Below are 22,605 nucleotides of genomic sequence, written 5' to 3'. Positions count from 1 at the left end.
AAATTCTAAATTAATTAAGGGGGATTTTAGTATGAAGTTATATACTCGTACTGGTGATGAGGGAAAGACTAGTGTAATTGGGGGAAGACTTGCAAAGGATGATATTCGTGTTGTGGCGTATGGAACAATTGATGAGGTCAATTCGTTTGTTGGTCAGGCAATTACGCAGCTTGATGATCAAAAATTCAGTGATATCATCGCTGAACTTGTAAAAATTCAGCATGAGCTGTTTGATTGTGGTGGTGATTTAGCGATGGTTTCGGATAAATATCCGTACAAAGCGAGTCAAGAAATGGTGACGTTTTTAGAGGAACGTATTGATGACTATATTAAACAAGCTCCAGAACTTGAGAAGTTTATCTTGCCAGGGGGATCACCAGCTGCAGCGAGCATTCATATTTGTCGTACAGTTACTCGTCGTGCCGAGCGTTATGCAACTAGACTTCAACAGGATGCAGTGACAAATCCAATCGTTTTAAAATATTTGAACAGATTATCTGATTATTTCTTTGCAGTAGCCCGTGTCATTAACGCTCGTCTTAATGTGAAGGATGTTGAATATGAGCGCAGTGCACTTGTTTTTCGTGAAGGAAAAAGAAAAGAGGATAAGTAATGGTGAAAAAAACGACATTACTAATTATTTTTATTAGTCTGTCTGTTGTTGGTGCAATGATTAAAATACCTGCGATTGTTGGTAGTGTTGCCTTTGATTCATTTCCAGCTGTTGTTGCTGCGACTGTTGTTGGCCCGTATTATGGGGCAATTGTAGCGTTGATGGGTCACTTGATTTCAGCAGGAGTTGCTGGATTGCCGTTAGGACCGTTTCACCTCATTATTGCTGTAGAAATGGCATTCTTATTAGCGGGATTTGGTTATATCTTCCGTAAAGGCTGGAAGAAGTCAAGTTATGTGATCTTTGTTGTCGGCAATGCCTTTCTAGCCCCGCTTCCATTTGTTTTCCTTATTGGAACGGGCTTCTATATTGCCTTATTACCAAGTCTCTTAGTCGGTACATTGTTTAATCTATTTGCAGCGGTGGCTGTTATTCCGAGGCTGGAGCGATGGTATGAAAAGAGTAGTATGTCAAAAAATGGAATGGTAGCATGAGGGATTTACTTTTTCTGCCTCTGCAAAACGACGAGGAGATTGTAATCAGTACCGATTGTTCTGGTGCAACAGGTTTAAAAGAAGCGGATGAGGTTCGTGTACCGTATGATGTTGTGAGTTATTATGGGTTTCGTGTTGCATTAATGGAGTTGCTAGCAGTCGGAGCTGAACCTCTTGGATTGGTCATTCAAAATCTTGTTAATGATCATGTGTGGGAAGAGTTAATAAGAGGGGCAAGGAAAGCTTGTACAGAGATCGGCTTTTCTTCAGTTCAGATTACTGGCAGCTCCGAAACGAACTTCCCTTTACTTCAGTCAGCAGCAGGATTTACTGTAATAGGTAAAGTCGATCAAGAAAAAAAGAGGGTTGCTGTTACGCCGAAAGATGCAACGTTTGCAGTAATCGGTTCACCGTTAGTTGGTGAAAGGATCATTACTGAACAAGAAAAAGTTGTTCCATTAGCGATATTCTCACAGCTTATCAACATGGAAGGTGTTTATGAAGCACTTCCTGTTGGTTCAAAAGGTATTGGTTATGAATTAGAACAGTTATTAGCTGAAAACGCAATTCAACATAATGGATATCGCTGTGAACTTGATCTCTCTCAATCTGCTGGACCTGCTACTTGTTTTATTATTAGCTTTTCTAAAGAAAAAGAAGCTGCCATTCGTGCGGCAGCTTCACAATATTTTTTCCGTGTCTGTTTCAACAATTAAGTTGAGCAGACTTTTTTTGTGAGAAAATACAAAATTAGTAAGGTAATAGTTGATGCTTATAACATCGTATTTTTGATTCTATTATTCTGTTAACCGCTTCTTCTATCTCGATAGTTGCCTGTTCAAGATCGTTGACAGTGATCGTAACAGCAGGATTGTTTTTCATAGAAGAATGATCATACCGCGGATCATAATAATAGATTAAAAGAAGTTCAACAATCTTTTCAATATTACGTTGGTCTGTATATTGTCTTAATTGGTCTAAAATGGCTATAGGCAGTCGTTTCCAAACTAGACTAAGCGCTTCTTTAAATTGATCATAGTTTTTGTCTAATTGATATGTTTTACAAATTGTTTGAATTCGAAATGATAAATCTGCCTCTAAATGAATGCGGTGTCCATCTTCTTTGCCGCTTAACAAATAACTAGGTAAGTGCACCTTCCCAATCCGTCTACTTTCAGCCTCAATAATATAATAGTCAGTATTTTCCAGCTCTTTAAGTCTCATTGCTAGTTTTTCATCAAATTGTTTTTGATTATACGGCTCTTTTCCAATATGCCCAAAAATTGACCCGCGATGATTAGCCAAACTCTCTAGATCGATGATTGGATATCCTTTTTTCTCTAATTGATGAAGAATATTGGTTTTTCCTGTTCCGGTATTTCCTGACAATACAATAAATGGCTTTGTTTCTTTAACCTCGAACTCTTTTGTGATTTTTTGGCGATAGGCACGTATGCCACCTAGTAATTGAAAAACTGGCAGTTGCAGTGCTGCCAGAAAAGAAACAATACTTTTACTTCTCATGCCGCCCCGCCAGCAGTATAGAACAAAACGTTTATCTTTGTCTGCTTCGTATATCGTTTTAAACTTTTGATAGATTGATGGTATTTTTTCTCCAAATAATTTTACACCTATATCAACCGCATCTTCTTTTCCGATTTGTTTATAAATAGTCCCAACTTGAGCACGTTCCTCATTTGTAAAAAGGGGAATATTAATAGCACCTGGCAAGTGGAATTGTTCATATTCTTTTGGTGTCCTTACATCAATATAAATGACTTGTTCTTTTAGTGCTTCTTCTATTGTTATGCTAGGTATTTCTAGTTTTGTTTCCATATATTTCGCATCCTTTTGCTAAATATCACATTTTACTATGATAAAACAATTATAGCATAAGAGCATATTAAACATCTTCTGGGATATTGCAGGAAATCTTTTTTAGTAAAATGGTAGATATTTTACTATATTAATACTATACAAAAAATATAGAATTGTTTTATAATAATAACTTAATAATAGGAGTAATTAGAAAAAATATAATAAATCCCTTTAATATAATGTTGAATTAATAGATAGGAGGAATGATAAGGTATATAAATATATTAAAATTATTTTTTTAACATTTTATATTTAATGAGGGTTGGAGGTAATAGTAAAAATGGAAATGACAAAAGCAAAGAGTAATAATCAATTAATGAAAAGATTACTAGAAATACGTCAGGAATTGCATCAATATCCCGAGTTAAGCTCACAAGAATTCCAAACAACAGAGAAAATTAAAAATTGGTTGCAAGATGTCGGTTGTACGATTCTTCCTATTGAAACAGAAACAGGAGTGGTTGCTGAAATCTGTGGAACAAAACCAGGGCCTACTGTGGCGTTTCGAGCCGATATCGATGCGTTGCCAATTCAAGAACAAACTGGACTTTCTTTTTCATCAAAAATTGATGGCGTTTCTCATGCTTGCGGACATGATTGGCATACGACAATTGCTTTAGGAGCCGCGTTCATATTTGCTGAAAATCGAGATGAATTTTCCGGAACCGTACGTTTTATATTTCAACCAGCTGAAGAAACAACACAAGGAGCAAAACAGCTTGTTGAAGGCGGATTGTTTAATGATGGAAAGATTAAAGCAGTATTTGGTTTGCATAACCAACCTGATATACCTGCTGGAAAGATAGGAATTACTGAAGGTAAATTAATGGCTGCAGTAGATACGCTTTATATTACCGTTAATGGTCATAGTGGTCACGGGGCGATTCCGCAACATACGGTCGATACTGTTGTGGCAGGTTCTGCGATTGTCATGGGATTACAAACCGCTATTAGTCGAAATATTGATCCATTTGAACCTGTAGTTATTACAATTGGAAAGTTCCAAGCGGGTCACGGTCATAATGTAATTGCAGGAGAAGCTAAATTGACTGGTACAGTTCGAAGCTTTAATCCAGAGGTCCGCTTACAGCTTCCAGATTTAATTAATCGTATTGCAGGAGAGATTGCTAAGGGGTATGGCGCTAAAGCAAAGGTTGATTTTGTTCCACAAGTTCCGGCTATTAATAATGATCCGGTTATGACGGAATTAGTTAGAGAAGCAACAAAGGAAGTATTAGGAGAGAAAGCAATTGTTAAACCCGTTCCCACAATGGGAGGAGAGGATTTCTCGTTATATCAAGAATATAAGCCGGGCTGTTTTTTCTGGGTTGGTACAGGAGACAAGGAAAAAGGAGTAACGCGTCAGTGGCATGATCCTGCGTTTGTAGTGAATGATGATGTACTTCCTGAAACAGTGGAAGTTGTCGTTAACACATTATCAAAAGCGTTACAGCATTTTTCAAAAAGAAATTAAGTGATGCCGATCTAGAAAAAATATTGCCGAATTTTTGCTTATGAACGATTTTGGTAGCCGTTTAGTGATGAAGGCTAAGTAATTATCGTTCAATAAAGATAATAAGGAGTGGTTTACATGTCAGAACAACTAAAGAATATTTGGAAGGATTGGCGGCTTCACGGAATTGTCTTTGCCATAGTGATCATAACAGAATTGATTGGAACTCATTCTTTTACAGTAGGACCAGGTGTTGTTTTACTATTACCGATGCTCTATGCAATCATTATTGGTATTTCGTTATATTTTACACCGTTAGTTAAAGAAAAGCAGTCAAAAAATGCAGAACCGTTAATCGTTCTCGGAGTAACATTATTGATTGCCAAAATAGGCGTTATTATCGGTCCGTCGTTACCTCAAATTATTGCTGCAGGACCTGCTTTACTGCTGCAGGAGTTTGGAAATCTGTTTACGATCTTTATTGCATTACCTGTAGCTGTGTTACTTGGATTAAAGCGTGAAAGTATTGGGATGACTCACTCAGTTGCTCGCGAACCAAATGTAGGTTTGATTATGGATAAATTTGGATTTAACTCGCCTGAAGGAAGAGGAGTTATGGCCATTTATATTTTTGGAACTGTTTTTGGTGCTGTTTTTATGGGGTTAATGTCCGGCTTTCTGGCAACACTGACACCGCTTCACCCACTATCCTTTGCCATGGCTTCAGGGATAGGAAGTGGAAGTATGATGGCGGCTGCCAGTGGTTCGCTTGTTGCGGCATTTCCACATCTTGAGAATGATATTATCGCCTTTGCAGGCGCAAGTAATTTACTTTCATTATCAACAGGGTTATATATGAGTATTTTTATTGGCTTACCACTTACCGAAAAGCTTTATAATATGATGACAAAGCGAAGAGACAAGAAGAAAAATACAGGGATGGGGGCATAAAACATGCTTAAGAATATTCAAGAGTGGGTATTGTTACTTTTGATCTACGGTGTTGTTGCAATTTTAGGGAATTGGATTGGTTATGATATTTTCCCGCTTCAAGCCGTTCCGGGAATGGTTGTGTTAATTGTTATTTGTCTTTTAGGACTAGTTATTCATAAATTATTGTCATTTAAGATTCCAAGTGTTGCCTATATTGCTATTATCGGTATTGTAGTATCAATGCCTTGGATGCCAGGGTCAGAACAAATTGTTGCATGGACAAGTGAAGTTAATTTATTAGCGTTAACAACACCAATTTTAGCATATGCCGGGATTGCGATTGGAAGATCTTGGTCAGATTTTGTGAAATTAGGATGGCGAAGTATCGTTGTTGCAGTTTGTGTTTTCTTTGGGACATTTCTTGGATCAGCATTAATTGCAGAGATTATTTTAAGAATACAAGGCATTATATAATAACATGATAAAAGTAGAAACGGTGAGCTAAATTATTAGCTTGCCGTTTTTTATGTCATACTAAGTGATAGCATCATGAAGGGAGGTTGTTTTGGTATCTTATGTCTGAGTATAGTTTTCTGTTTCTCCTATTATTAATAATAGTACCTCTGATTACGTGGAAACGAGAGGGTCCTAAGCAGGCTGGATTAACCTTTATTGGAATCATAGGACTTATGCTTTTTATGGTAAGAGATCAAATTCCTGTTGGGATTGCCTATATTGGCCTGGGTGTTACTTTTATTGTTATCATTGTCGGAGCCATTAGTCACTTTAAAAAAAATAACTAGATGATGTTATTGGACTGCCGGAAAATTAAATACTATGAAAAACATCGAAGAGCATACACTTGTATGCTCAAGAATTTATTTTGGATCAGTTTATGAAAGACTCTTACTATTGCTTCGGTTTAAACCATTCCCTCCATAGCTCTCCTTTATTTACTTTTTCAACAGCAATGTGTACCCATCTCTTATCATTTATTTGATTACGTAACGCTTGATCGTTAATTCCATCTTCTTTTTTACCATTTGTAATATTTTTAATGAGCTGTTCCCCTTTTTTTATGATTGAGGATAATGGATTGTTCATATTTTTACCTCCAAGTAGTTACCGTTTGTTTATACAAATAGTTTGGCGGAATTCTATTTTAACTATACCAAGTAATAAGGTAAAGGGCTGGCTGTAAACAATGAATGAGTTTTATTTATTTGTTATACAGACAATGAGACAGGTATTTTTTATATTTAAAGTCATAAAGTAAAATTGTGGAATTTTTTTGAAGAATTGTCTAGTCAAGCTTATTGGTCTTGTTGTTTAGTACATATCGGTAGGAGGTTAGCAAGGTGAAGAGAACGGTTCGTGTTGTCCTTTTTCTGATGTCGATTGTATTGTTAATGGGGTGTCAAATAAGTAAGGAAAGCATGTTAGTGAGCAAAATGAATCCAGATTTTCAAAGCAAGTTAAAGGAAATTGAGAAGGTACCAATAAGTTTAGACATTCATCTTGTTGATGACCGAGTAGGTGAAGTAATTGCTTCCGTGAATCTAAAGGAGCTAGGATATGGAGAAGAAGAGGCAGAAAGTTTGGATGAGGAAAGTGTAAGCTTACTTGCTAAAAGCTTGGCTGAAGGGATTGATCAGCCAATGAAAAACCCAACGATTGATTTAGAAGGGAATATTATTGAAGGACAAAATCGGATCATTCTTTCTGAACAAGAGCTTGTAGAAAAACTAATGACACTATCTTATTATAATAAAGAACTAATCCTGCCGATTTATGAAACCCCCCCAACGGTCTCTGCTGACCAATTAATTGATATTTTGGAAGTGCCCATTGGTAATTATACAACCTATTTTAACCCAAATGTACAAGGGAGATCAATGAACATTAAATTATCATCAGAGGCCATTCAGCATTTTGTTCTTGGTCCAGGTGATGAATTTTCATTCAATGGCGTTGTTGGCCAGCGAACTCGGGAAAGAGGGTACCAAGAAGCAAAGGAAATTGTAAACAAAGAATTTGTGATCGGTATTGGTGGTGGAATTTGTCAAACGTCATCTACATTATTCAATGCCATTGATTTAGCTGGTCTCGAAGTTGTTGAACGGTACACACATTCAAGGGAAATCGGCTATGTTCCAGTAAGCAGGGATGCCACTGTTTCTTGGGGTGGTCCAGATTTTAAATTTAAAAACCCGTACGATTTCCCAATAATTATTAAAACGGATGTTTCGTTACAGGGGGGAAGAATCGATGTTGCTGTCTATACCTCACAGCAAAATGCTCTTGTAGCAAGGGGAAATTAATTGATAAGCAGATTTCTTACTGGCTACTAACAGAATATGTTATGGTTTTTATCATTGAAAAATTAACGAACTTCCTCCAATAGACAGGAGGGGGTTTTTTTTTGTGGAGAAGTTTATATCTAGGACTGTGCAATATTTATTCAAATCGTCACTTTTTACGATTAAAGTATAAATTTATCCAAGCCTTCATAGTCTATAGTGAGTATAGCTTGTTTATAATAAATATGGAAAACAATGAAATGGGAGGAAAAAATGACTGATTATGTAAGACGCTTTCTAATTGTTTTTGTCATGGCAGTGTGTATTGCGATTCTGTTTATTGGAGGGACGATTTCATTTGCCGAAGAAATGGACAATAATGACAAGGAGTGGTTCTGGCCTACTGTTGGTGAAGTCACTGACACATATGGAACAAGACAAGGTGAACATTATGGGATTGATATAGCCGCTCCTGAAGGTACCCCGATTCTCGCAGTAGATGAGGGGGTTGTCACTAAATCCTATTATTCAGATACGTATGGTAATGTTATTTTTATTTCACACAAGAATGGCTATGAAACGGTGTATGCGCATTTACATAAACGGCTGGCCAATGAAGGACAGCAGGTTAAAAAAGGGGAAGAGATTGGAACTGTAGGAAATACCGGGCGTTCATCCGGTAACCATCTTCACTTTGAAGTTCATGAGGGAGAATGGAATGCTGAAAAGTCCAATGCGATTGATCCATATCTAGTTTTAATGGACGAGCCTCCAGTTAACGTAGCTACAGTCGAACAAGCAGATTATGCGGTTATGGCATTGTATCATGAAGAAGAAGATGCCAGTACAGAAGCAAAAGGGCTTGTAGTAACAGTACAAAATGGCGATACGTTATGGGGGTTAGCAAGGACATATCAAGTCCCTGTTGAAGAAATAAAAAATGACAATAATCTTTTAAGTGATGTTATTTCTGTTGGTCAAAAATTAACGATCAATCAAGAGGTAAACACTTATGTTATACGACAAGGTGATACATTATCTAAGATTGCTAGCAGAAACAAAGTAACAGTCAAAGATTTAAAAGAAACCAATCAGTTAACAAGTGACCGAATCTACCCAGGTGAAATTTTATTACTGAAAAAATAGAGGTGATGACCCTCTATTTTTTTGTGGTAAAATAGTAGTGGTATATAGTTCAAAAGAATGTGTGGGTAGTAAAATGGCAATAATGATTGATACAGAATTGATTAGCTGGTTAAATAAACAAACCGAGTCTTCGGAGCATAACGTCATTCTTGTTGAGAGCTTTGTATTTATGTTGATGAAGATAAAGAGACAAGGTTATGTACGTGTTATGAATGATGGAGAAATTCACCGTCGTTTTTGGCGTGCGTTAGATCGGACCTATAATTATCAGCTTTTTCATCCTAAAAAGAAAAGACAACGTGAAGTAGCATTGTTCCAATTTTATTATGAAGTAGCAATAAGGGCTCAATTTATTAAGATTGAGAATGACAAAGCCGTTATTACTGAAATGGGAGAAAAGTTTCTTCATCTGCCTAAGCGTGAGCAGTTAGCTTTTTTATTAAATAAAATATGGGAATAAAACAGCGCACTTGGCTTGTAGTCAGGTGCGCTGTTACGGTTGTTATCAAAAGAGTTATCAGTATTAGTCACTAAAAATTATACATATTATTTGTCCCCTCTATATATGTTCTCTTATAAAAATTAAAAAACTTCCCCCCACACGACTTAAGTCGTGTGGGGGGAAGTTGGATGTTCATTACCTATTTTTTGTTTAGATTCCAGGAAAGGTTTAATTGTTTGATAATTTATCACACTCCAAGTTTTATGTCAATAAATAAAATAAAATTCTTTTTTTTATTTTTATTCATAATGTAGTTTAAGAGGAGAAATCAGCTTTTATGAAGTTTCTACAATTTAAACTAGTTAAGAGGTGATAGAGAATGATGAATTATATAGTAAAGCAAGGAGATACGATAGCTAAAGTAGCATATCAACACCGAGTGAGACCATTTGATTTGATGATTGCTAATCAGCAATTACAACATGAAAAACAATACATCTACCCTGGTGAAAAGTTAGTCATTCCTGCCCCGTATTTAGCTGAATATAGAGAAGAAGATGACCTGCAGTGTCTGATGGAATATGGTCCAATGGATGTGTTAGAAGATTGTCGTTATCTTAGTAAGAAATTTTCAAATTTATGTCAAATTGAAACGATCGGCTATTCTGTTATGGGTAAACCAATTCAAATGCTTGTGATTGGTCATGGTAAGAAGGAAGTTTTTTATTCTGGCGGGTGGCATGCGAATGAATGGCTGACAACAAAGTTTTTGATGGTGTTTGCAAAGCACATGCTACAGCATCTTGAAAAGGAAGAGTTGTGGCATAAATATGACTTAAAAGAGATTTTTTCAGATATAAAGTTGTTTATCGTACCTCTTGTTAATCCTGATGGGGTCGAATTAGTTCAACAAGGCATTTATAAGGAGCACCCGTATTATAAAAAGGTGCTAGAAATCAATAAAGGTATACGGCAATTTGATCACTGGTCAAGCAATATTCGCGGTGTCGACTTGAACCACCAATGGCCGGCCGGATGGGACATTGAAGCGAAGGAGAGTCCGCAACATCCATGGTCAAGGCACTATAGTGGCAAAGGTCCATTAACAGAACCAGAAGCACAAGCGGTTTACCAATTAACGATGTCTCAAAATTTTTCGCATGTTCTGGCATTTCATTCACAGGGGCAAGTCATCTATTGGGGATATCGTCATCTTGAGCCAACAATAAGTGAGGAGATGGTAACAAGGTTATCGTTATTAAGCTCATATGTACCGGTTCACACTGCAGATAGTGACGGAGGGTATAAAGACTGGTTCATTCAGGAAAAAAGGCGTCCCGGATTTACGATCGAAGTTGGTGTTGGAACAAACCCACTCCCATTTTCATCATTTTCAGAAATATGGTCTAATAATGTTTTGCTAGCATTAGAAGGATTAATTTTATAAGTCACAGTTTAATATGAAAATCATCATGAACTATTAAATGAATGGATTAATTTTATTGTAAATATGGGTAAAATGAGTTGATGAATGGTAATTGTCATTCTTTTTTCACATCATTACTGTGTGAAATTATACAAATTAAAATATTATACTATAGATAAAGTAAATTTCATGTGATGTTGATTACATGCTTAACTCCTTTTGTTATACTAATAATAGAAATTGTTGATGGGGGAGAGAGAATGAAAGTTTGGATTGATTTATTAAAACAAATGGATTTTTTTAAAGGGCTTTCACATGAGGAGATGGAACCGTTACTCCAAAACGCGATCGAAAAAACATTTCACGATAAAGAGATTTTGTTTTCAGAAGGCGAAGACCGTGAATATTTGTATGTATTAAGGCGAGGGACGGTTCTTATTAGTAAGCTTTCAGAAGAAGGAGAAGAACGGGTTATTAATATTTTGTATCGTGGTGACATTTTCCCGCATACTGGTTTTTTTGATGATCGTCCATATCCTGGAACAGCATCTGCTAAGAAAGACGTTGAGGTATTGATGATTCCAATTAGAGCATTTGAAACATTTATTGAATCACATCCGCATTTAGCATTTCGTATTATTAAATCAATGAGTAAAAAAATCTATTTGTTACAAGGGAAATTGAATGAGTTATTGTCATTAAATGTTGAAGAACGTTTAGTAGCTGCAATTAAAAAGATTAAAGATGAAAATGGAGAGAACATTCATCTTACCCATCAAGAACTCGGAAACATCGTTGGTGCATCTAGAGAAACAATAAGTAGACAATTGAAAAAGCTTGAAAAACAAGGTAGAGTACGGATGACTAAAAATGGCATTGTGTTAGTTGATGAAGAGTGAACCAGTTTATTTAGTTAAACGTTAAGAGTTGAAAGTTAAATGTTGATTTATAAGCGCGCGTTGCTTCCTAAAGAAAAGGAAGGAGGGTGCGTTTTTTGTTTTTATTATATGGGAAAGCATCTTAAACAAAACTTTTCAAATAATTCTACAAACGCAATTGACAATGATTATCATTAGTGGTTATAATTGAATTAGAAATTGATAATCATTTTCATTTATTGGAGGCTGGTTTACATGTCATCCTTACTCATAGTAGGTGCAGATCATTTAGGAAATATAACAAACCGTTTACAGAGCTGTGGTTTTGAACATATCTGTCATTTAAAAGGAAGAAAGTGTCAAGAGGTGCGAAGAGAGATTCCCGAAGACGTTGAACATATTTTAGTATTGACAGACTACGTTAATCACAACTTATCAAAGGTCATTAAACAAAAAGCAAAAGAGAAATCTGTGCCAATCTATTTTGCAAAACGATCCTGGTGTTCAATTTATCGGGTGTTAGAAGAGAACAAGTTAGCGAAAGAAAAGATAGTATAAAGAAAATCATCACTTTGTGATATAAGAAGAGTTTTAATTATGAATAAAAAGGGGGAACATACGCCCATGAATAAACATACAAGTAAACCGAGAATAAAAAACTGTTGGAAGTCAGAAATTCAAAATTCAGTAATGAAGATTATCAACATATACACGAATATTCCGGTTACAAAGCGTTCGCCATTTATATTACTATCGCTAATAGAGAAATGTTGGAATAAACAGGATTCTATCTATGAATCAAAGGTACATTACTATGTAACCCTCGCAGCAGTGACAAACTACCTTTTACAATATGTGATGAAAATAGATGAAGGTTACTACCAAGAATCGAGGGTAGTGGGAATGCAGCATTCATTCTTATATAACAAAAGAAAATCGGGTGGATACACTATACTAACTGCAGCTGTTGACGATAACCCGGAAATTCTTCAAGCACTTGTTGAACAGATATTAGTTGAAAGCGAAAAGGTATATGGAGAGCTACCGCATAATATTGAAATTTATTCACTTTTAACAGGTAAATCGATTTTCTTTTACCCAAAAATTTGTTCCGTTTGTTAACGACCGAATGAATTTAGATGTTTACATACAATTTACAGTGAATTGAATACGGGAAAGGGTTTCTTTTAGCTAGACTCAGTATCCGGTTCAATTGGTGTCAGACCGAGTTGTTATGAATAGTAAAAGGTAAAAAGATCCCCTAACAATAAGCTAGGGGATTTTTGTATTAATTAATCAAATTTTGTAGCGTCGCCGTCGAATGGCTCTTCAGCAATTTTGATTGAGTCAGTTGGGCAACCTTCAGCAGCATCGTTCATGTCATCTAATAATACATCAGGAATTTCAACGATACCTTGGTTGTCATCAAGTGTTACGAATGCAATACCCTCATCATCGTAATCATAAATATCTGGTGCTGCGGCTCCACATGCACCACATGCGATACAAGTTTCTTTGTCTACAATTGTGTACTTTGCCATAATATATAAACCTCCTAGTTTGTAGTAAATGTTATATCCCCTTTATATATGTATGTTTGTGCTGTGACGATGTTCAACACGTTAGATAGGAAATATAATATCTAAGTCATATTGTAAAGGGGATTCATGAACTTTTCAATAGTAAAATATATGAGAATACTTATCATATAGCTGTTTTCTCAATTATTGTTACCTCATTATTTTTAAAATAAACAAGCAAAATCACCCAAACATTTGATAAAATAGGAATATAAAAAAAATGTAGAAAGCTGAATGCTGATGAAGTTTAGAAATAATATAATATTATACTTAATTAAAAAATTTGATGGTAACCGATCGCTTGCAGCTTGCTATCACCTTTTGAAGGGGAAGAAGACATCTCAAACCATTCAAGATGGAAAATTGTTTGCTGTTTCTTTTTTATTTGGCACATTAAAGGAAATTGAAAAACAAGAGCTGACTGAGTGGACAAAGGAATTATTGTCCACTGGTAATGTCGTTGAAAAAGAGAATGGGATATTGATGATTACTCCAAAAGGAGAACAGCAATTACTGTCTGCAAGAGAAAAATATGATTTTCTTCAGAAATTGGATGGATGGACATATGGAGATAGCGGTAAGTGTTTTTGGGACCGGTTTAGCTTATACTTCCAAACGCTTTCAAATCTAATTGCCGACAAGAATAATTTTATTCCAATTACAAAGGAACAGAGCACGTTGACCTGGGTAAAAAAGCATTTCCCCTCATCACGTATAGATAGGAACCAAGCAGCTGCAATTATTTACAATGAAATTTATCAAATATTATCATCACTGACTGAGCAAGAGGCAACTATTTTCCTAATGCGTCTCAGTGGCTGCCACCGAATTGGCTACACAATTGAACAAATTGCATCTATTTTAGGTTTAGAAAAAGAATATGTTTCGGTCCTATTTCAAGCAATCCTTCATCAGTTTGTATCCACCATAACAACACAAAAAGAACAATTTCCGATGTTACATCAATTTATTGAAAATGGTAAAAGAAACTTAATATTAACCGAATCAACTGCGTATACATACCGCATGATAAAAAAAGGAAAATCAATCGAAGATATTGCTCGAATTCGTCGGCTAAAGAGAAACACGATAGAAGATCACCTTGTTGAAATCGCTGTTCATGATCCTTCATTTTCAATTGAACCATATGTAGCCAAAGCAGTCCGCGAAAAAATTATTGAAGCAGCCGGTAAGGCTAACTCTATGAGGCTAAGAGATATTAAACAGTTACTTGATGATGAACGGATAAGTTACTTTATGATTCGGCTGGTATTAATGGTAAATGGGGGAAACAATCGGTGAAACTTGAACGATTTTTATTGAAAAAATTTGGTTTCGAACGCTTTCGAGAGGGTCAAAAGGAAATCATTGAAGATATACTTCAAGGGCATGATGTACTTGCTATGCTGCCGACTGGAACTGGAAAATCATTATGCTATCAATTTCCAGCTTTATTCAAAGAAGGTTCAGCAGTTATTATTTCTCCATTACTCTCACTAATGGAAGACCAGGTACAACAGTTAAAGAGCAGTGGCGAAAAACGAGTCGTTGCTCTAAACAGTTTTTTATCATTTGCTGAGAAGAAAAAAATTCTTACACAGTTGGATGAATTTAAGCTTATCTATGTCTCTCCAGAAATTTTACAGTCTTCACATGTACAAAAAGTATTAAAGCAGATAAATATCTCATTGTTTGTTGTTGACGAGGCGCATTGCATTTCGCAGTGGGGTCATGAGTTTCGAACGGATTATTTGAAGCTTGAAACGATTCGTGAAATGTTGGGAAATCCCCCTTGCCTGGCAATTACGGCAACGGCTACTATAGAGGTTCAACAAGATATTATTAAGTATTTAAATATGAGTAAGGTACGTGAACACATACATAGTATCGATCGTCCAAATATTGCCTTAATCGTTCAGCATATGGAATCCGTTGACGACAAAATGAACAAACTTATAGAGCTGACTAATTATCTAGAAGGACCGGGTATGATTTATTTTTCAAGCCGCAGGTGGGCTGAATATGTAGCACATCATTTAAGAAGTGTTACAGACTACCGCATTGCCTATTACCACGGTGGTCTTGATTCTGAGGCGCGAATACTAATTCAACAGCAGTTTATTCAAGATCAACTTGATGTAATTTGTTGTACGAATGCTTTTGGTATGGGAATTAATAAACCGAATATTCGTTATGTCATCCATTTTCATTATCCTTCACAATTGGAATCTTATTTACAAGAGATTGGTCGAGCAGGGCGTGATGGTGAGAATAGTGTTGCGATTTTATTGTTTAGTAACGACGACGAACCATTGCCTCAGTTATTAATTAATCAAGAGTTTCCCGATGAAGAACAGATTGATCATTTATTTAGATCACTATTACAAATTGAAAAAACAGGAGGAAGTTTTACAAAAGAAGTCGAAGAAAGAGTAATGTTAGAAGTTGGTCTTGGTGATACTGTCTGGCGTTTTTTACAGTTTCAGCTAGAAAAGCTTGGGGGTGTAAATCATAGTCAAATTACACTTTCAAGTAATGCTAATCAAATTAGAGAAAATATACTTAGAACAATAAAACAAAGAAAATTAAAAAAACGGTTGAAGCTTGAACAGATGGAGATATGGATACGTAAGACAACAGGCTGCAGGCGAGAGAATTATCTTTCAGTTTTTAATGAGTCCCTCGTTCAGAGGCCAAAGAATTGTTGTGATTTATGTGATGTTCAATTGGAACTTTATTCAGGTAAGGGTAAGCACCGTAATGAAAAAGGAAAAATTGACTGGAAAGAGGAGTTACGACTCTTCTTACCGCATGATAGCTAATACATTTTTATTATCTAGGAATGGATGATTTTATGGCCAGGCAGTCTGAATTAATAAAAAATATGACAGATAAAGAGTTGTTGTTAAATGTGTATGTATCACAACTCGGGATGTTGGTATTGGCATTGGTTATTGGCTTTTTCCTATTCGACTCTTGGTCTGAGATGTTCGAGTTATTCATTTGGGATCCACAGCAAATTGTCATACTTGGTGGAGGGCTTGCAGCTGCAGTCATAATTATCGAACTGATCTTAATCAAATTATTACCAAAAGACATGTTTGATGATGGTGGTATCAATGAAAAAGTTTTTATAAATCGTAGTATTAGTCATATCTTTGTTCTAAGTCTTGTTATTGCTTTTGCAGAAGAAATCCTTTTTCGCGGTGTCTTACAGACTCATATTGGATTAGTTCCAGCAAGTATTCTGTTTGCACTGATCCATGTCCGCTATTTAGGGAAAGTTCTTTTGTTTTCTGTTACAGTCATACTAAGCTTTTTACTCGGTTGGCTTTTTTATATGACAAATAACCTACTTGTACCGATATTTTGCCATTTTTTAATTGATTTTGTTCTTGGTTTACTCATACGTTTACGCTATATTAAGTAAAAAAAGCTTAATAAAAGTTTAACGTTTATAAAGGCTTGTTGATGGGGGGAGAGGGCGATGTCAATGAGTGTTCAGCGAGATCAAGCAGAAAAGCTTCACCATAAAATGGAGGAGCTTGTTGAAAGAGCACCAACTAGAAATAAACAGCAACAGACTCTTGAGCCAAAGAGTAGAGTTGAAAGAAAAAAATTAGAAAAAGAAGCAAGAGAGGCTAAGAAAAGGCGGTCAAAAAAGCCGCATTCAGAGGAAAAGAGCAAGCAAGCAGAAAAGAAGAGACCAAAATTCAAAGTACAGTTCTTACTCGTTCGTGTACTTTTGTTTTTATTTTTATTACTAATTGGAGTCGTAGTGACATATCCATTATGGAGTGATAAGTATCCAATATTATAATTTTGCAAACATGCCAATTGTTATGTATCGTCATGTACATGCATACAAGGAGCATGTTTTTTTGTGTACAAAAAAATCTAACTTGAATTGTGTATGAACGTGATATTCTCTTCATAAACATTACTAAAAGACTGTGAATTAGTATAGAAAAAGGCGGTGTTGTGGGTGGATTCATTAACAAAGCTTAAAGGAAATATTTTGCCGAAAGTTGCTGAAGTAAGTCTGAAAGAATTAGTTAAACTAAAAGAGAAAGAAGAGAAATATGAAAAGAGAAAAATTCGTTGGTCTTATACAACAATCGCTTTTGTCGTGGCGGCATTATTGTATAGTTTTTACGTGAAGATGTATGGGACAGGTTATTTGTCAGGGTCACCCATTCAATTTTTCATTAATGATTTTTGGATGAAGGTATTTGCTATTTCAATTGCTGGCAGTTTTTTTCAAGTGCATATGATGGATCGAAAGTACGAAAAGGCTGAGAAAGAATTTGAAGAATTACGTACAGAAATTATTGAACGAAGCTCAGAATTATGGTCTGACCCTGAACAATGGAATAATCGCCACATCGTTTATGAGGTATTTAAAGAAACTTATGATATAAATTTGTATCACCGCTAACAGGTTTCGAAAAAAGAATTAGTGGGCAGGCAACCCAAACAGTAAATGCTTCTCACGACAATACTCTGCCCCACTAATGTACACTTGCTGACCAGTAAAACTCTCTATTCTTCCAAAAGCAATTGTAGATTGTGCGCTTGGGCAAAAGACCTCAATTGGAAGACCGATACGCATATTGTATGCCAGGTCGTCGTTGGTCACTAGAGACTTGTTTGTCAGTTTCGTAATCATCATGATGATTCATCTCTCCTTTTATCGAAATAGTCTTACAGTAGTATACAAGGCAAGCGGACAAGTCAACGAGTAGAGTGCTCTGATAAATGGCTTTAGCAAAGCGATATGAGAAGCTTCGATAGTAACTATGTGATAGGCTGGGTTCTTGGGCATCTACATGCAAAGTTAAAAAAGTAGTGAATTTTGCTCAAGTCACAATAGCTTTACTTATTTTGGTATTATATCTATTACAGTCATCATTGTAAAGTTAAAATTGTAAGCGTTTTCCAAAAGTATATCGTAAATTCACAGAATTTTCAATAATTATTATGAATTTTGAAGGTGCGAAAAATCACTTATCCTGGAGAAGGATGTATAGTACAATGGAGAGGACATTCATTGTAAGGCGAGTGATCAATTTGAGATTATTAATTGATATGGATTCTGTGATGGCAGACTTAATGACTCCTTGGTATGCAAGGTATAATAAAGATTATAATGACAAGCTCCACTATTTAGACTTAACAAGTTGGGATACCCATAAATTTGTTAAAAAAGAATGTGGAGAAAAAATTTATCAATATTTACATGAACCTGGCTTTTACCGGTATTTACAACCACTTCCACATTCGCAAGCAGTGATGGAAAAACTCAATAAGGAACATGAAATATTCATCGTAACAACAAGTCCGGCTGAAGCTGTTTCAGACAAGCAGGAATGGATGAAAGAACATTTTCCGTTCATTCAAATTGAGCATATGATTTTTACACATCGTAAAGATCTTATTATTGGAGACCTTTTATTTGATGATGCACCTCATAATCTTGAGGCATTCATGGCAACAGGAAGAAAAGCGATTGCGATGAATTATCCGTATAATCAAAGTGTAAATTGTGACAGAGTAAATAATTGGTTAGAATTTGCTGATTATATCGCTCATCTACAAGAAAAAACCATCTCGGTGTAAGATCTTAGTCGTAAAGTGATGTCTTCTAGAATCATATGAAAAAGCCATTCAAAACGTTAGAACGTTTGAATGGCTTTTTGTATTGTTAATTTGTGGAAATTCAAAAAAATAGAAAGCCTTTTTCGTAAGGCTTTCCCAAAGAGAGAAAAATAAGAGGTCATTTACACATATTACTTTACCACGCGATTGTACTAAAGTAAAGTTATAAATTAGAATTTTCTATAAATTATAACGATATCAATGAAAATTTAATAGTCTTAGACATATTCTAACGCCTGCAATTATAAGATTCTAAATATAAATGGAATTCGATATTCCTGCCCTTCATATGCTTTGATCGCAGCAAGAATTGTAAAGATAAGCGCAGCAATACCAACAACCCATAAAAGAATAAAGCCAATAAGTAGAATGATTAGAATCGCGCTAATTATTGAATAGACAGTGTAAGAAATGAAGAAATTTAAATATTCTTTACCATGATAATCTACAAATTCAGATTCTTCTTTTTTCAACAGCCAAATTACTAATGGACCGATAAATGCTGTAAAAAAACTAATTAAATAAATGAGCATGGCAATTATTCTCTCGTCTTTCTCAACGACTTTACTTTCCATTTCCATCAAAAACACCTCCTCAAAAAAATTAAAGATGAGTAGTTAGAGTTATTTCAATTGTTTAGTTTTTAGGCAAGGTGAAATACCTTTAAATAATATGTTTAATATTAAAGTTTTAGTATTTATTTTTTCTTTCTTTCTATTAGGCGAGGTTACATGGTATTTATTACGGAACTACATTATGAGTACATTGTAGCAAGACTAACACAATGGAAAGTTTTTTTATACTGTTGTTTTATAATTTCGTCAAAATAAGTGTTTTTCTTACATTATTGTATAGCGTTTTCACTACACTAGTTTAGCTTTTTCCTGTAAAATATAGGCTATAAAGCTATTTTTTATAAGGTAGGTGGGGGGAAATGTCTATTAATCGGAATTCTGCATGTCCATGTGGTAGTGGAAAGAAGTATAAAAAGTGTTGCTTAAACAAAACAGAAGTCATTGAATTGAATGAGAGAAAGGAGCAGCGCTTTTTTGAGCGGAAAGGTGAATTAAGACATAGGCTCGTTGATTTTATCGATAAACAACTTACGTTAGAACAAGATAAGGAACTTTTCCGATATTTTAGCGATAAAATGAGCGGGTTGATTAATCAGGACATCATGGAACCGTATTTCCGCTTTTGGGCAACAATTATTCACCGTTTTGAAAATGGACTAAGGGCTGTCGAATGGATGTGGCGTGATGCAAAGGGGAAATTAGATTCTCTTGAACGTGAAATGCTTGAGTCCTGGGTGAAAATGGTGCCACGTATTATTCAATATATTGATAAGAATGATAATGGAATTGTTGTTGAAGATATCATGACAAAGGAACAGTTCTATTTACCATATTGTGAATCGATTCACAGAAATCATGTGCCACCGTGGAGTATAGCGCTAAGTTTTCTCGAACCGTACAAAGAGGGTCACTGCTTACATGGAGTGACATTGTGGACAAGTCCTGATAGAATACAGCCGTTGGTAAATGAAGTCAATCGATTGAGAAAGGATAACGGTGAGGATCGTACAGTCATAACTGAAAACTATTTGGAGTTACTGACACTACTGCTTCAAAAAGAAGATACAGAAAATAAAAATAAAGTGGTAGATATTAACCTTACGTATACGATCAATAATTCTGAACATGTATTTCAATTTTTTACAAAGAGACGGGATGATGTTCTCGTTAATGATTTAAATAATAGTACAAAAACCGGTTTATTTGCTTGGATTGGTGATATGTACAGCTATGAAGATACAGAGATTGATGGCGCTATGTATTTAGCTGAAATTTATGGTTTAGTTAAGCTGACAAAACGTAAATTATCATTTGAGACACTAAATAAAGATAAGGCACAGCAATTTTCCATGTGGCTTGAGGAAATTAGTGATTATTTGAAGTTTGAAAAATGGGATGAGAAGTATGTAAAGACAAAAGTTGCATCAAAAACAGAAGTCCAACATTATTGTGTGGCTTATGAAAAGGGAAATATTAACAAAGATTATGGCCGTCTAGCACAATCAATGGTACAAATGGATAAGATGTTTACTAAGAAAACTGAAACTGATGAACATTTACTTGCAGATATTGAACAGTGGTTTAAGGAGAAGGAATTTGAAAGCTGCAAACCGGAGACTAGTCTTAGTGAGAACTTTAACTATTTACGAAAGAAGCTTGGTTTACCGTTATCTCCATTTATTACTGGTGGAGAGTCGAGAGAGACAATTATCCGTCGTTGTGAAAATATGATTTCCATGTTTACGTTCCAAGGTTATTCAAATGATGATATTTCATTATTAGAAATGTTGCAATTTACGCCAGAAACAGCCAGAGCATTCTACACAACTGATGTACTATCATTCTTCAAAGAAAAGACAACGGGTAAATCGAAGGCAACCGAAAATAAATATGCATCAGCACTCCCAATGTTTGTTCGTTTCTGTGATGAGGAATTAATTGATGGGAGAGCAACATGGCAAACATTTGGAAATGATTTATGGGACAAGCTGATCAATCACCGGCCAGAACTGTATAAAGATATGACGAAAACACAGTTGACTGCTTTTGATGCAACGTTGAAAACGTTCACAAGATGGATTGATGAGAAATATGAGACTGGACATCATCAAGTTGTTAAGGAAATGATTGATGAGAATGGAGAACGTCTGAAGGAACTTGTAGGGATAAGATAAAATATAGTGAAAAGAATACAAATGATAGACATCGTACCACTGTAACAGAATGATCTGTGGTATGATGTCTATTTGTTTTGTTAACAATTAGCGATTATTCATTTTTCTAATGTTATATAGAGTAGCATTGATCTCGCCGCCAACTATGAGGATAAGTCCACTTAAGAAAAACCATAGCATTAAGATGATAACTCCCCCTAAACTTCCATATGTGGCTGTATAGTTATTGAAATTAGCAATATAGACCGAGAAACCGAAAGAAATGAATTGCCACCCGATCGTTGCGGTAAGAGCACCATAGAGAACATGTCGAAATCGTAATTTTTTATTTGGTGCGAGATTATAGAGTACCATTAATACAATGGTCATAATAACAACACCGACAATCCATCGAAGACGATTTAAAACAATAAAAGTCTCGTTTGGAAGAGGGAAAATTTGATTGATACCTTGTAATATAACATTCCCAAAAACGGGAAGAAGTAAGGTGACAAAAAATACAGTAACTAGCCCTAATGTCATGAAAATTGACATTAACCTCACTTTTATAAATGATCGAGTTTCATCAATGTTATGTGCTTTATTAAGTGCGCGTATTAGTGCATTCATTCCGTTAGAAGCTGTCCAAATTGTTGCGATAATACCAAACGAAAGTAATCCACCCTTAGGTTCTGCGATTACTTCAAGAACTGTAACAGTAAATAACTCAGCTAGCTCAGGTGGAGCATAATCGTGAACAAAGTGATAAATTTGTTCGATATCCAGAGGTAAATAAGGCAGTAAGGCTAACATAAAGATGAGCAGAGGAAAAATTGATAACATAAAGTAAAAGGCTAACGTTGCTGCAGAGTCTTGAATTGGATCTTTTTTGAGTTGCTCATAAAACTCTTTAATAAAAAGATACAGCATAAATACACCACCTTTATTCGACTAATTATTAGTAAATGCCCAGTTATTATGTAAATAAACTTAAATGTACCATAAAGTAGTGGGAATATATGGATCACTAACTCCACGGTTATCTGCTTTGTAGTAGTAATCATCGTTTGGTATAC

At 35.4% G+C, this 22,605-nt stretch carries 27 protein-coding genes; 21 read left to right on the top strand and 6 right to left on the bottom strand.

Annotated features, from left to right (window positions below; genetic code table 11):
• Positions 1–31: 31 nt before the first annotated feature.
• The 3 genes from ACJ2A9_RS10805 to ACJ2A9_RS10795 are packed head-to-tail and all read left to right on the top strand — an operon-like array spanning position 32 to position 1,823.
• Positions 32–613 carry a cob(I)yrinic acid a,c-diamide adenosyltransferase gene (locus ACJ2A9_RS10805; RefSeq protein ID WP_441421660.1) on the top strand — a complete coding sequence of 194 codons (582 nt, stop codon included), beginning with the start codon at positions 32–34 and terminating at the stop codon, positions 611–613.
• Positions 613–1,107 (top strand): ECF transporter S component, encoded by a 495-nt coding sequence (locus ACJ2A9_RS10800; RefSeq protein ID WP_441421659.1) that lies wholly within the window; start codon positions 613–615, stop codon positions 1,105–1,107. The genes ACJ2A9_RS10805 and ACJ2A9_RS10800 overlap by 1 nt, the downstream gene beginning before the upstream one ends.
• Positions 1,104–1,823 carry an AIR synthase related protein gene (locus ACJ2A9_RS10795; protein WP_441421658.1) on the top strand — a complete coding sequence of 240 codons (720 nt, stop codon included), beginning with the start codon at positions 1,104–1,106 and terminating at the stop codon, positions 1,821–1,823. The genes ACJ2A9_RS10800 and ACJ2A9_RS10795 overlap by 4 nt, the downstream gene beginning before the upstream one ends.
• A gap of 34 nt (positions 1,824–1,857) precedes the next feature.
• On the opposite strand, the gene mnmH is transcribed toward ACJ2A9_RS10795, so the two are convergent.
• Positions 1,858–2,943 (bottom strand): tRNA 2-selenouridine(34) synthase MnmH, encoded by a 1,086-nt coding sequence (mnmH, locus tag ACJ2A9_RS10790; protein ID WP_441421657.1) that lies wholly within the window; start codon positions 2,941–2,943, stop codon positions 1,858–1,860.
• A 322-nt stretch (positions 2,944–3,265) separates the two neighbouring features.
• Between mnmH and ACJ2A9_RS10785 the strand changes: the two genes are divergently transcribed.
• From ACJ2A9_RS10785 to ACJ2A9_RS10770, 4 genes are all read left to right on the top strand, one after another.
• Positions 3,266–4,459: a M20 metallopeptidase family protein gene (locus ACJ2A9_RS10785; RefSeq protein ID WP_441421656.1), complete on the top strand. Its 1,194-nt coding sequence runs from the start codon at positions 3,266–3,268 to the stop codon at positions 4,457–4,459.
• 117 nt (positions 4,460–4,576) lie between these two features.
• On the top strand, positions 4,577–5,389 hold the full coding sequence (locus ACJ2A9_RS10780; RefSeq protein WP_441421655.1) for a DUF3100 domain-containing protein: 813 nt from the start codon (positions 4,577–4,579) through the stop codon (positions 5,387–5,389).
• Between the two features lie 3 nt (positions 5,390–5,392).
• Positions 5,393–5,845 carry a hypothetical protein gene (locus ACJ2A9_RS10775; RefSeq protein WP_441421654.1) on the top strand — a complete coding sequence of 151 codons (453 nt, stop codon included), beginning with the start codon at positions 5,393–5,395 and terminating at the stop codon, positions 5,843–5,845.
• A gap of 101 nt (positions 5,846–5,946) precedes the next feature.
• Entirely contained in the window at positions 5,947–6,174 is a 228-nt protein-coding gene (locus ACJ2A9_RS10770; RefSeq protein WP_441421653.1) for a hypothetical protein, read from the top strand.
• A gap of 106 nt (positions 6,175–6,280) precedes the next feature.
• Here the strand turns inward: ACJ2A9_RS10770 and ACJ2A9_RS10765 are convergent, their stop codons facing one another.
• Positions 6,281–6,475 (bottom strand): hypothetical protein, encoded by a 195-nt coding sequence (locus tag ACJ2A9_RS10765; RefSeq protein WP_441421652.1) that lies wholly within the window; start codon positions 6,473–6,475, stop codon positions 6,281–6,283.
• A gap of 254 nt (positions 6,476–6,729) precedes the next feature.
• On the opposite strand from ACJ2A9_RS10765, the gene ACJ2A9_RS10760 reads away from it, so the two are divergent.
• The 7 genes from ACJ2A9_RS10760 (at position 6,730) to ACJ2A9_RS10730 (ending at position 12,685) form a co-directional block, all read left to right on the top strand.
• Positions 6,730–7,692, top strand: a complete 963-nt coding sequence (locus ACJ2A9_RS10760) for a VanW family protein (RefSeq protein WP_441421651.1) — start codon at positions 6,730–6,732, stop codon at positions 7,690–7,692.
• A gap of 252 nt (positions 7,693–7,944) precedes the next feature.
• Complete coding sequence (locus ACJ2A9_RS10755; protein WP_441421650.1) at positions 7,945–8,817, top strand: peptidoglycan DD-metalloendopeptidase family protein; 873 nt, start codon at positions 7,945–7,947, stop codon at positions 8,815–8,817.
• A 73-nt stretch (positions 8,818–8,890) separates the two neighbouring features.
• The gene (locus ACJ2A9_RS10750) at positions 8,891–9,277 is read left to right on the top strand and encodes a hypothetical protein (RefSeq protein WP_441421649.1); all 387 of its coding nucleotides are present in this window, start codon (positions 8,891–8,893) and stop codon (positions 9,275–9,277) included.
• Between the two features lie 361 nt (positions 9,278–9,638).
• A complete protein-coding gene (locus tag ACJ2A9_RS10745) occupies positions 9,639–10,706 on the top strand; it encodes a M14 family zinc carboxypeptidase (protein WP_441421648.1) in 1,068 nt (355 codons plus the stop codon).
• A 239-nt stretch (positions 10,707–10,945) separates the two neighbouring features.
• Positions 10,946–11,584 (top strand): Crp/Fnr family transcriptional regulator, encoded by a 639-nt coding sequence (locus tag ACJ2A9_RS10740; protein WP_441421647.1) that lies wholly within the window; start codon positions 10,946–10,948, stop codon positions 11,582–11,584.
• A gap of 234 nt (positions 11,585–11,818) precedes the next feature.
• Entirely contained in the window at positions 11,819–12,121 is a 303-nt protein-coding gene (locus tag ACJ2A9_RS10735; protein WP_441421646.1) for a DUF2325 domain-containing protein, read from the top strand.
• Between the two features lie 66 nt (positions 12,122–12,187).
• A complete protein-coding gene (locus ACJ2A9_RS10730) occupies positions 12,188–12,685 on the top strand; it encodes a hypothetical protein (RefSeq protein WP_441421645.1) in 498 nt (165 codons plus the stop codon).
• Positions 12,686–12,855: 170 nt separating this feature from the next.
• On the opposite strand, the gene ACJ2A9_RS10725 is transcribed toward ACJ2A9_RS10730, so the two are convergent.
• On the bottom strand, positions 12,856–13,104 hold the full coding sequence (locus ACJ2A9_RS10725; RefSeq protein ID WP_441421644.1) for a ferredoxin: 249 nt from the start codon (positions 13,102–13,104) through the stop codon (positions 12,856–12,858).
• Between the two features lie 279 nt (positions 13,105–13,383).
• Here ACJ2A9_RS10725 and ACJ2A9_RS10720 point away from each other — a divergent pair, with 279 nt between their 5' ends.
• From ACJ2A9_RS10720 to ACJ2A9_RS10700, 5 genes are all read left to right on the top strand, one after another.
• On the top strand, positions 13,384–14,445 hold the full coding sequence (locus ACJ2A9_RS10720; protein ID WP_441421643.1) for a helix-turn-helix domain-containing protein: 1,062 nt from the start codon (positions 13,384–13,386) through the stop codon (positions 14,443–14,445).
• Positions 14,442–15,965, top strand: a complete 1,524-nt coding sequence (locus ACJ2A9_RS10715) for a RecQ family ATP-dependent DNA helicase (RefSeq protein ID WP_441421642.1) — start codon at positions 14,442–14,444, stop codon at positions 15,963–15,965. The genes ACJ2A9_RS10720 and ACJ2A9_RS10715 overlap by 4 nt, the downstream gene beginning before the upstream one ends.
• Positions 15,966–15,997: 32 nt before the next feature.
• On the top strand, positions 15,998–16,573 hold the full coding sequence (locus tag ACJ2A9_RS10710; protein ID WP_441421641.1) for a CPBP family intramembrane glutamic endopeptidase: 576 nt from the start codon (positions 15,998–16,000) through the stop codon (positions 16,571–16,573).
• A 57-nt stretch (positions 16,574–16,630) separates the two neighbouring features.
• Positions 16,631–16,963 carry a hypothetical protein gene (locus ACJ2A9_RS10705; RefSeq protein WP_441421640.1) on the top strand — a complete coding sequence of 111 codons (333 nt, stop codon included), beginning with the start codon at positions 16,631–16,633 and terminating at the stop codon, positions 16,961–16,963.
• Between the two features lie 165 nt (positions 16,964–17,128).
• The gene (locus tag ACJ2A9_RS10700) at positions 17,129–17,581 is read left to right on the top strand and encodes a DUF2663 family protein (RefSeq protein WP_441421639.1); all 453 of its coding nucleotides are present in this window, start codon (positions 17,129–17,131) and stop codon (positions 17,579–17,581) included.
• Between the two features lie 18 nt (positions 17,582–17,599).
• Here ACJ2A9_RS10700 and ACJ2A9_RS10695 read toward each other — a convergent pair whose 3' ends face one another.
• Positions 17,600–17,815: a hypothetical protein gene (locus ACJ2A9_RS10695; RefSeq protein WP_441421638.1), complete on the bottom strand. Its 216-nt coding sequence runs from the start codon at positions 17,813–17,815 to the stop codon at positions 17,600–17,602.
• A 362-nt stretch (positions 17,816–18,177) separates the two neighbouring features.
• On the opposite strand from ACJ2A9_RS10695, the gene ACJ2A9_RS10690 reads away from it, so the two are divergent.
• Positions 18,178–18,762 (top strand): 5' nucleotidase, NT5C type, encoded by a 585-nt coding sequence (locus ACJ2A9_RS10690; RefSeq protein ID WP_441421637.1) that lies wholly within the window; start codon positions 18,178–18,180, stop codon positions 18,760–18,762.
• A 281-nt stretch (positions 18,763–19,043) separates the two neighbouring features.
• Here ACJ2A9_RS10690 and ACJ2A9_RS10685 read toward each other — a convergent pair whose 3' ends face one another.
• Complete coding sequence (locus tag ACJ2A9_RS10685; RefSeq protein WP_441421855.1) at positions 19,044–19,376, bottom strand: DUF4870 domain-containing protein; 333 nt, start codon at positions 19,374–19,376, stop codon at positions 19,044–19,046.
• 359 nt (positions 19,377–19,735) lie between these two features.
• On the opposite strand from ACJ2A9_RS10685, the gene ACJ2A9_RS10680 reads away from it, so the two are divergent.
• A complete protein-coding gene (locus tag ACJ2A9_RS10680; protein ID WP_441421636.1) occupies positions 19,736–21,550 on the top strand; it encodes an SEC-C domain-containing protein in 1,815 nt (604 codons plus the stop codon).
• An 87-nt stretch (positions 21,551–21,637) separates the two neighbouring features.
• Here the strand turns inward: ACJ2A9_RS10680 and ACJ2A9_RS10675 are convergent, their stop codons facing one another.
• Positions 21,638–22,459 carry a YihY/virulence factor BrkB family protein gene (locus ACJ2A9_RS10675; protein WP_441421635.1) on the bottom strand — a complete coding sequence of 274 codons (822 nt, stop codon included), beginning with the start codon at positions 22,457–22,459 and terminating at the stop codon, positions 21,638–21,640.
• Between the last annotated feature and the right edge of the window lie 146 nt (positions 22,460–22,605).

Source organism: Anaerobacillus sp. MEB173 (assembly GCF_052119505.1).
Lineage (GTDB): Bacteria > Bacillota > Bacilli > Bacillales > JBJMAU01 > JBJMAU01.
The sequence above is the reverse complement of the archived record's forward strand: the minus strand, read 5'-3'. Positions and strand labels throughout refer to the sequence as shown.

Coding starts and splice junctions, on each gene's coding strand:
- ACJ2A9_RS10800 (WP_441421659.1), top strand. CDS start 613: ATGGTGAAAAAAACGACATTACTAATTATTTTTATTAGTCTGTCTGTT.
- ACJ2A9_RS10725 (WP_441421644.1), bottom strand. CDS start 13,104: ATGGCAAAGTACACAATTGTAGACAAAGAAACTTGTATCGCATGTGGT.
- ACJ2A9_RS10675 (WP_441421635.1), bottom strand. CDS start 22,459: ATGCTGTATCTTTTTATTAAAGAGTTTTATGAGCAACTCAAAAAAGAT.
- ACJ2A9_RS10720 (WP_441421643.1), top strand. CDS start 13,384: ATGAAGTTTAGAAATAATATAATATTATACTTAATTAAAAAATTTGAT.
- ACJ2A9_RS10750 (WP_441421649.1), top strand. CDS start 8,891: ATGGCAATAATGATTGATACAGAATTGATTAGCTGGTTAAATAAACAA.
- ACJ2A9_RS10780 (WP_441421655.1), top strand. CDS start 4,577: ATGTCAGAACAACTAAAGAATATTTGGAAGGATTGGCGGCTTCACGGA.
- mnmH (WP_441421657.1), bottom strand. CDS start 2,943: ATGGAAACAAAACTAGAAATACCTAGCATAACAATAGAAGAAGCACTA.
- ACJ2A9_RS10745 (WP_441421648.1), top strand. CDS start 9,639: ATGATGAATTATATAGTAAAGCAAGGAGATACGATAGCTAAAGTAGCA.
- ACJ2A9_RS10710 (WP_441421641.1), top strand. CDS start 15,998: ATGGCCAGGCAGTCTGAATTAATAAAAAATATGACAGATAAAGAGTTG.
- ACJ2A9_RS10740 (WP_441421647.1), top strand. CDS start 10,946: ATGAAAGTTTGGATTGATTTATTAAAACAAATGGATTTTTTTAAAGGG.
- ACJ2A9_RS10690 (WP_441421637.1), top strand. CDS start 18,178: ATGGAGAGGACATTCATTGTAAGGCGAGTGATCAATTTGAGATTATTA.
- ACJ2A9_RS10805 (WP_441421660.1), top strand. CDS start 32: ATGAAGTTATATACTCGTACTGGTGATGAGGGAAAGACTAGTGTAATT.
- ACJ2A9_RS10685 (WP_441421855.1), bottom strand. CDS start 19,376: ATGGAAAGTAAAGTCGTTGAGAAAGACGAGAGAATAATTGCCATGCTC.
- ACJ2A9_RS10730 (WP_441421645.1), top strand. CDS start 12,188: ATGAATAAACATACAAGTAAACCGAGAATAAAAAACTGTTGGAAGTCA.
- ACJ2A9_RS10755 (WP_441421650.1), top strand. CDS start 7,945: ATGACTGATTATGTAAGACGCTTTCTAATTGTTTTTGTCATGGCAGTG.
- ACJ2A9_RS10735 (WP_441421646.1), top strand. CDS start 11,819: ATGTCATCCTTACTCATAGTAGGTGCAGATCATTTAGGAAATATAACA.
- ACJ2A9_RS10695 (WP_441421638.1), bottom strand. CDS start 17,815: ATGATGATTACGAAACTGACAAACAAGTCTCTAGTGACCAACGACGAC.
- ACJ2A9_RS10680 (WP_441421636.1), top strand. CDS start 19,736: ATGTCTATTAATCGGAATTCTGCATGTCCATGTGGTAGTGGAAAGAAG.
- ACJ2A9_RS10770 (WP_441421653.1), top strand. CDS start 5,947: ATGTCTGAGTATAGTTTTCTGTTTCTCCTATTATTAATAATAGTACCT.
- ACJ2A9_RS10705 (WP_441421640.1), top strand. CDS start 16,631: ATGTCAATGAGTGTTCAGCGAGATCAAGCAGAAAAGCTTCACCATAAA.
- ACJ2A9_RS10775 (WP_441421654.1), top strand. CDS start 5,393: ATGCTTAAGAATATTCAAGAGTGGGTATTGTTACTTTTGATCTACGGT.
- ACJ2A9_RS10785 (WP_441421656.1), top strand. CDS start 3,266: ATGGAAATGACAAAAGCAAAGAGTAATAATCAATTAATGAAAAGATTA.
- ACJ2A9_RS10765 (WP_441421652.1), bottom strand. CDS start 6,475: ATGAACAATCCATTATCCTCAATCATAAAAAAAGGGGAACAGCTCATT.
- ACJ2A9_RS10795 (WP_441421658.1), top strand. CDS start 1,104: ATGAGGGATTTACTTTTTCTGCCTCTGCAAAACGACGAGGAGATTGTA.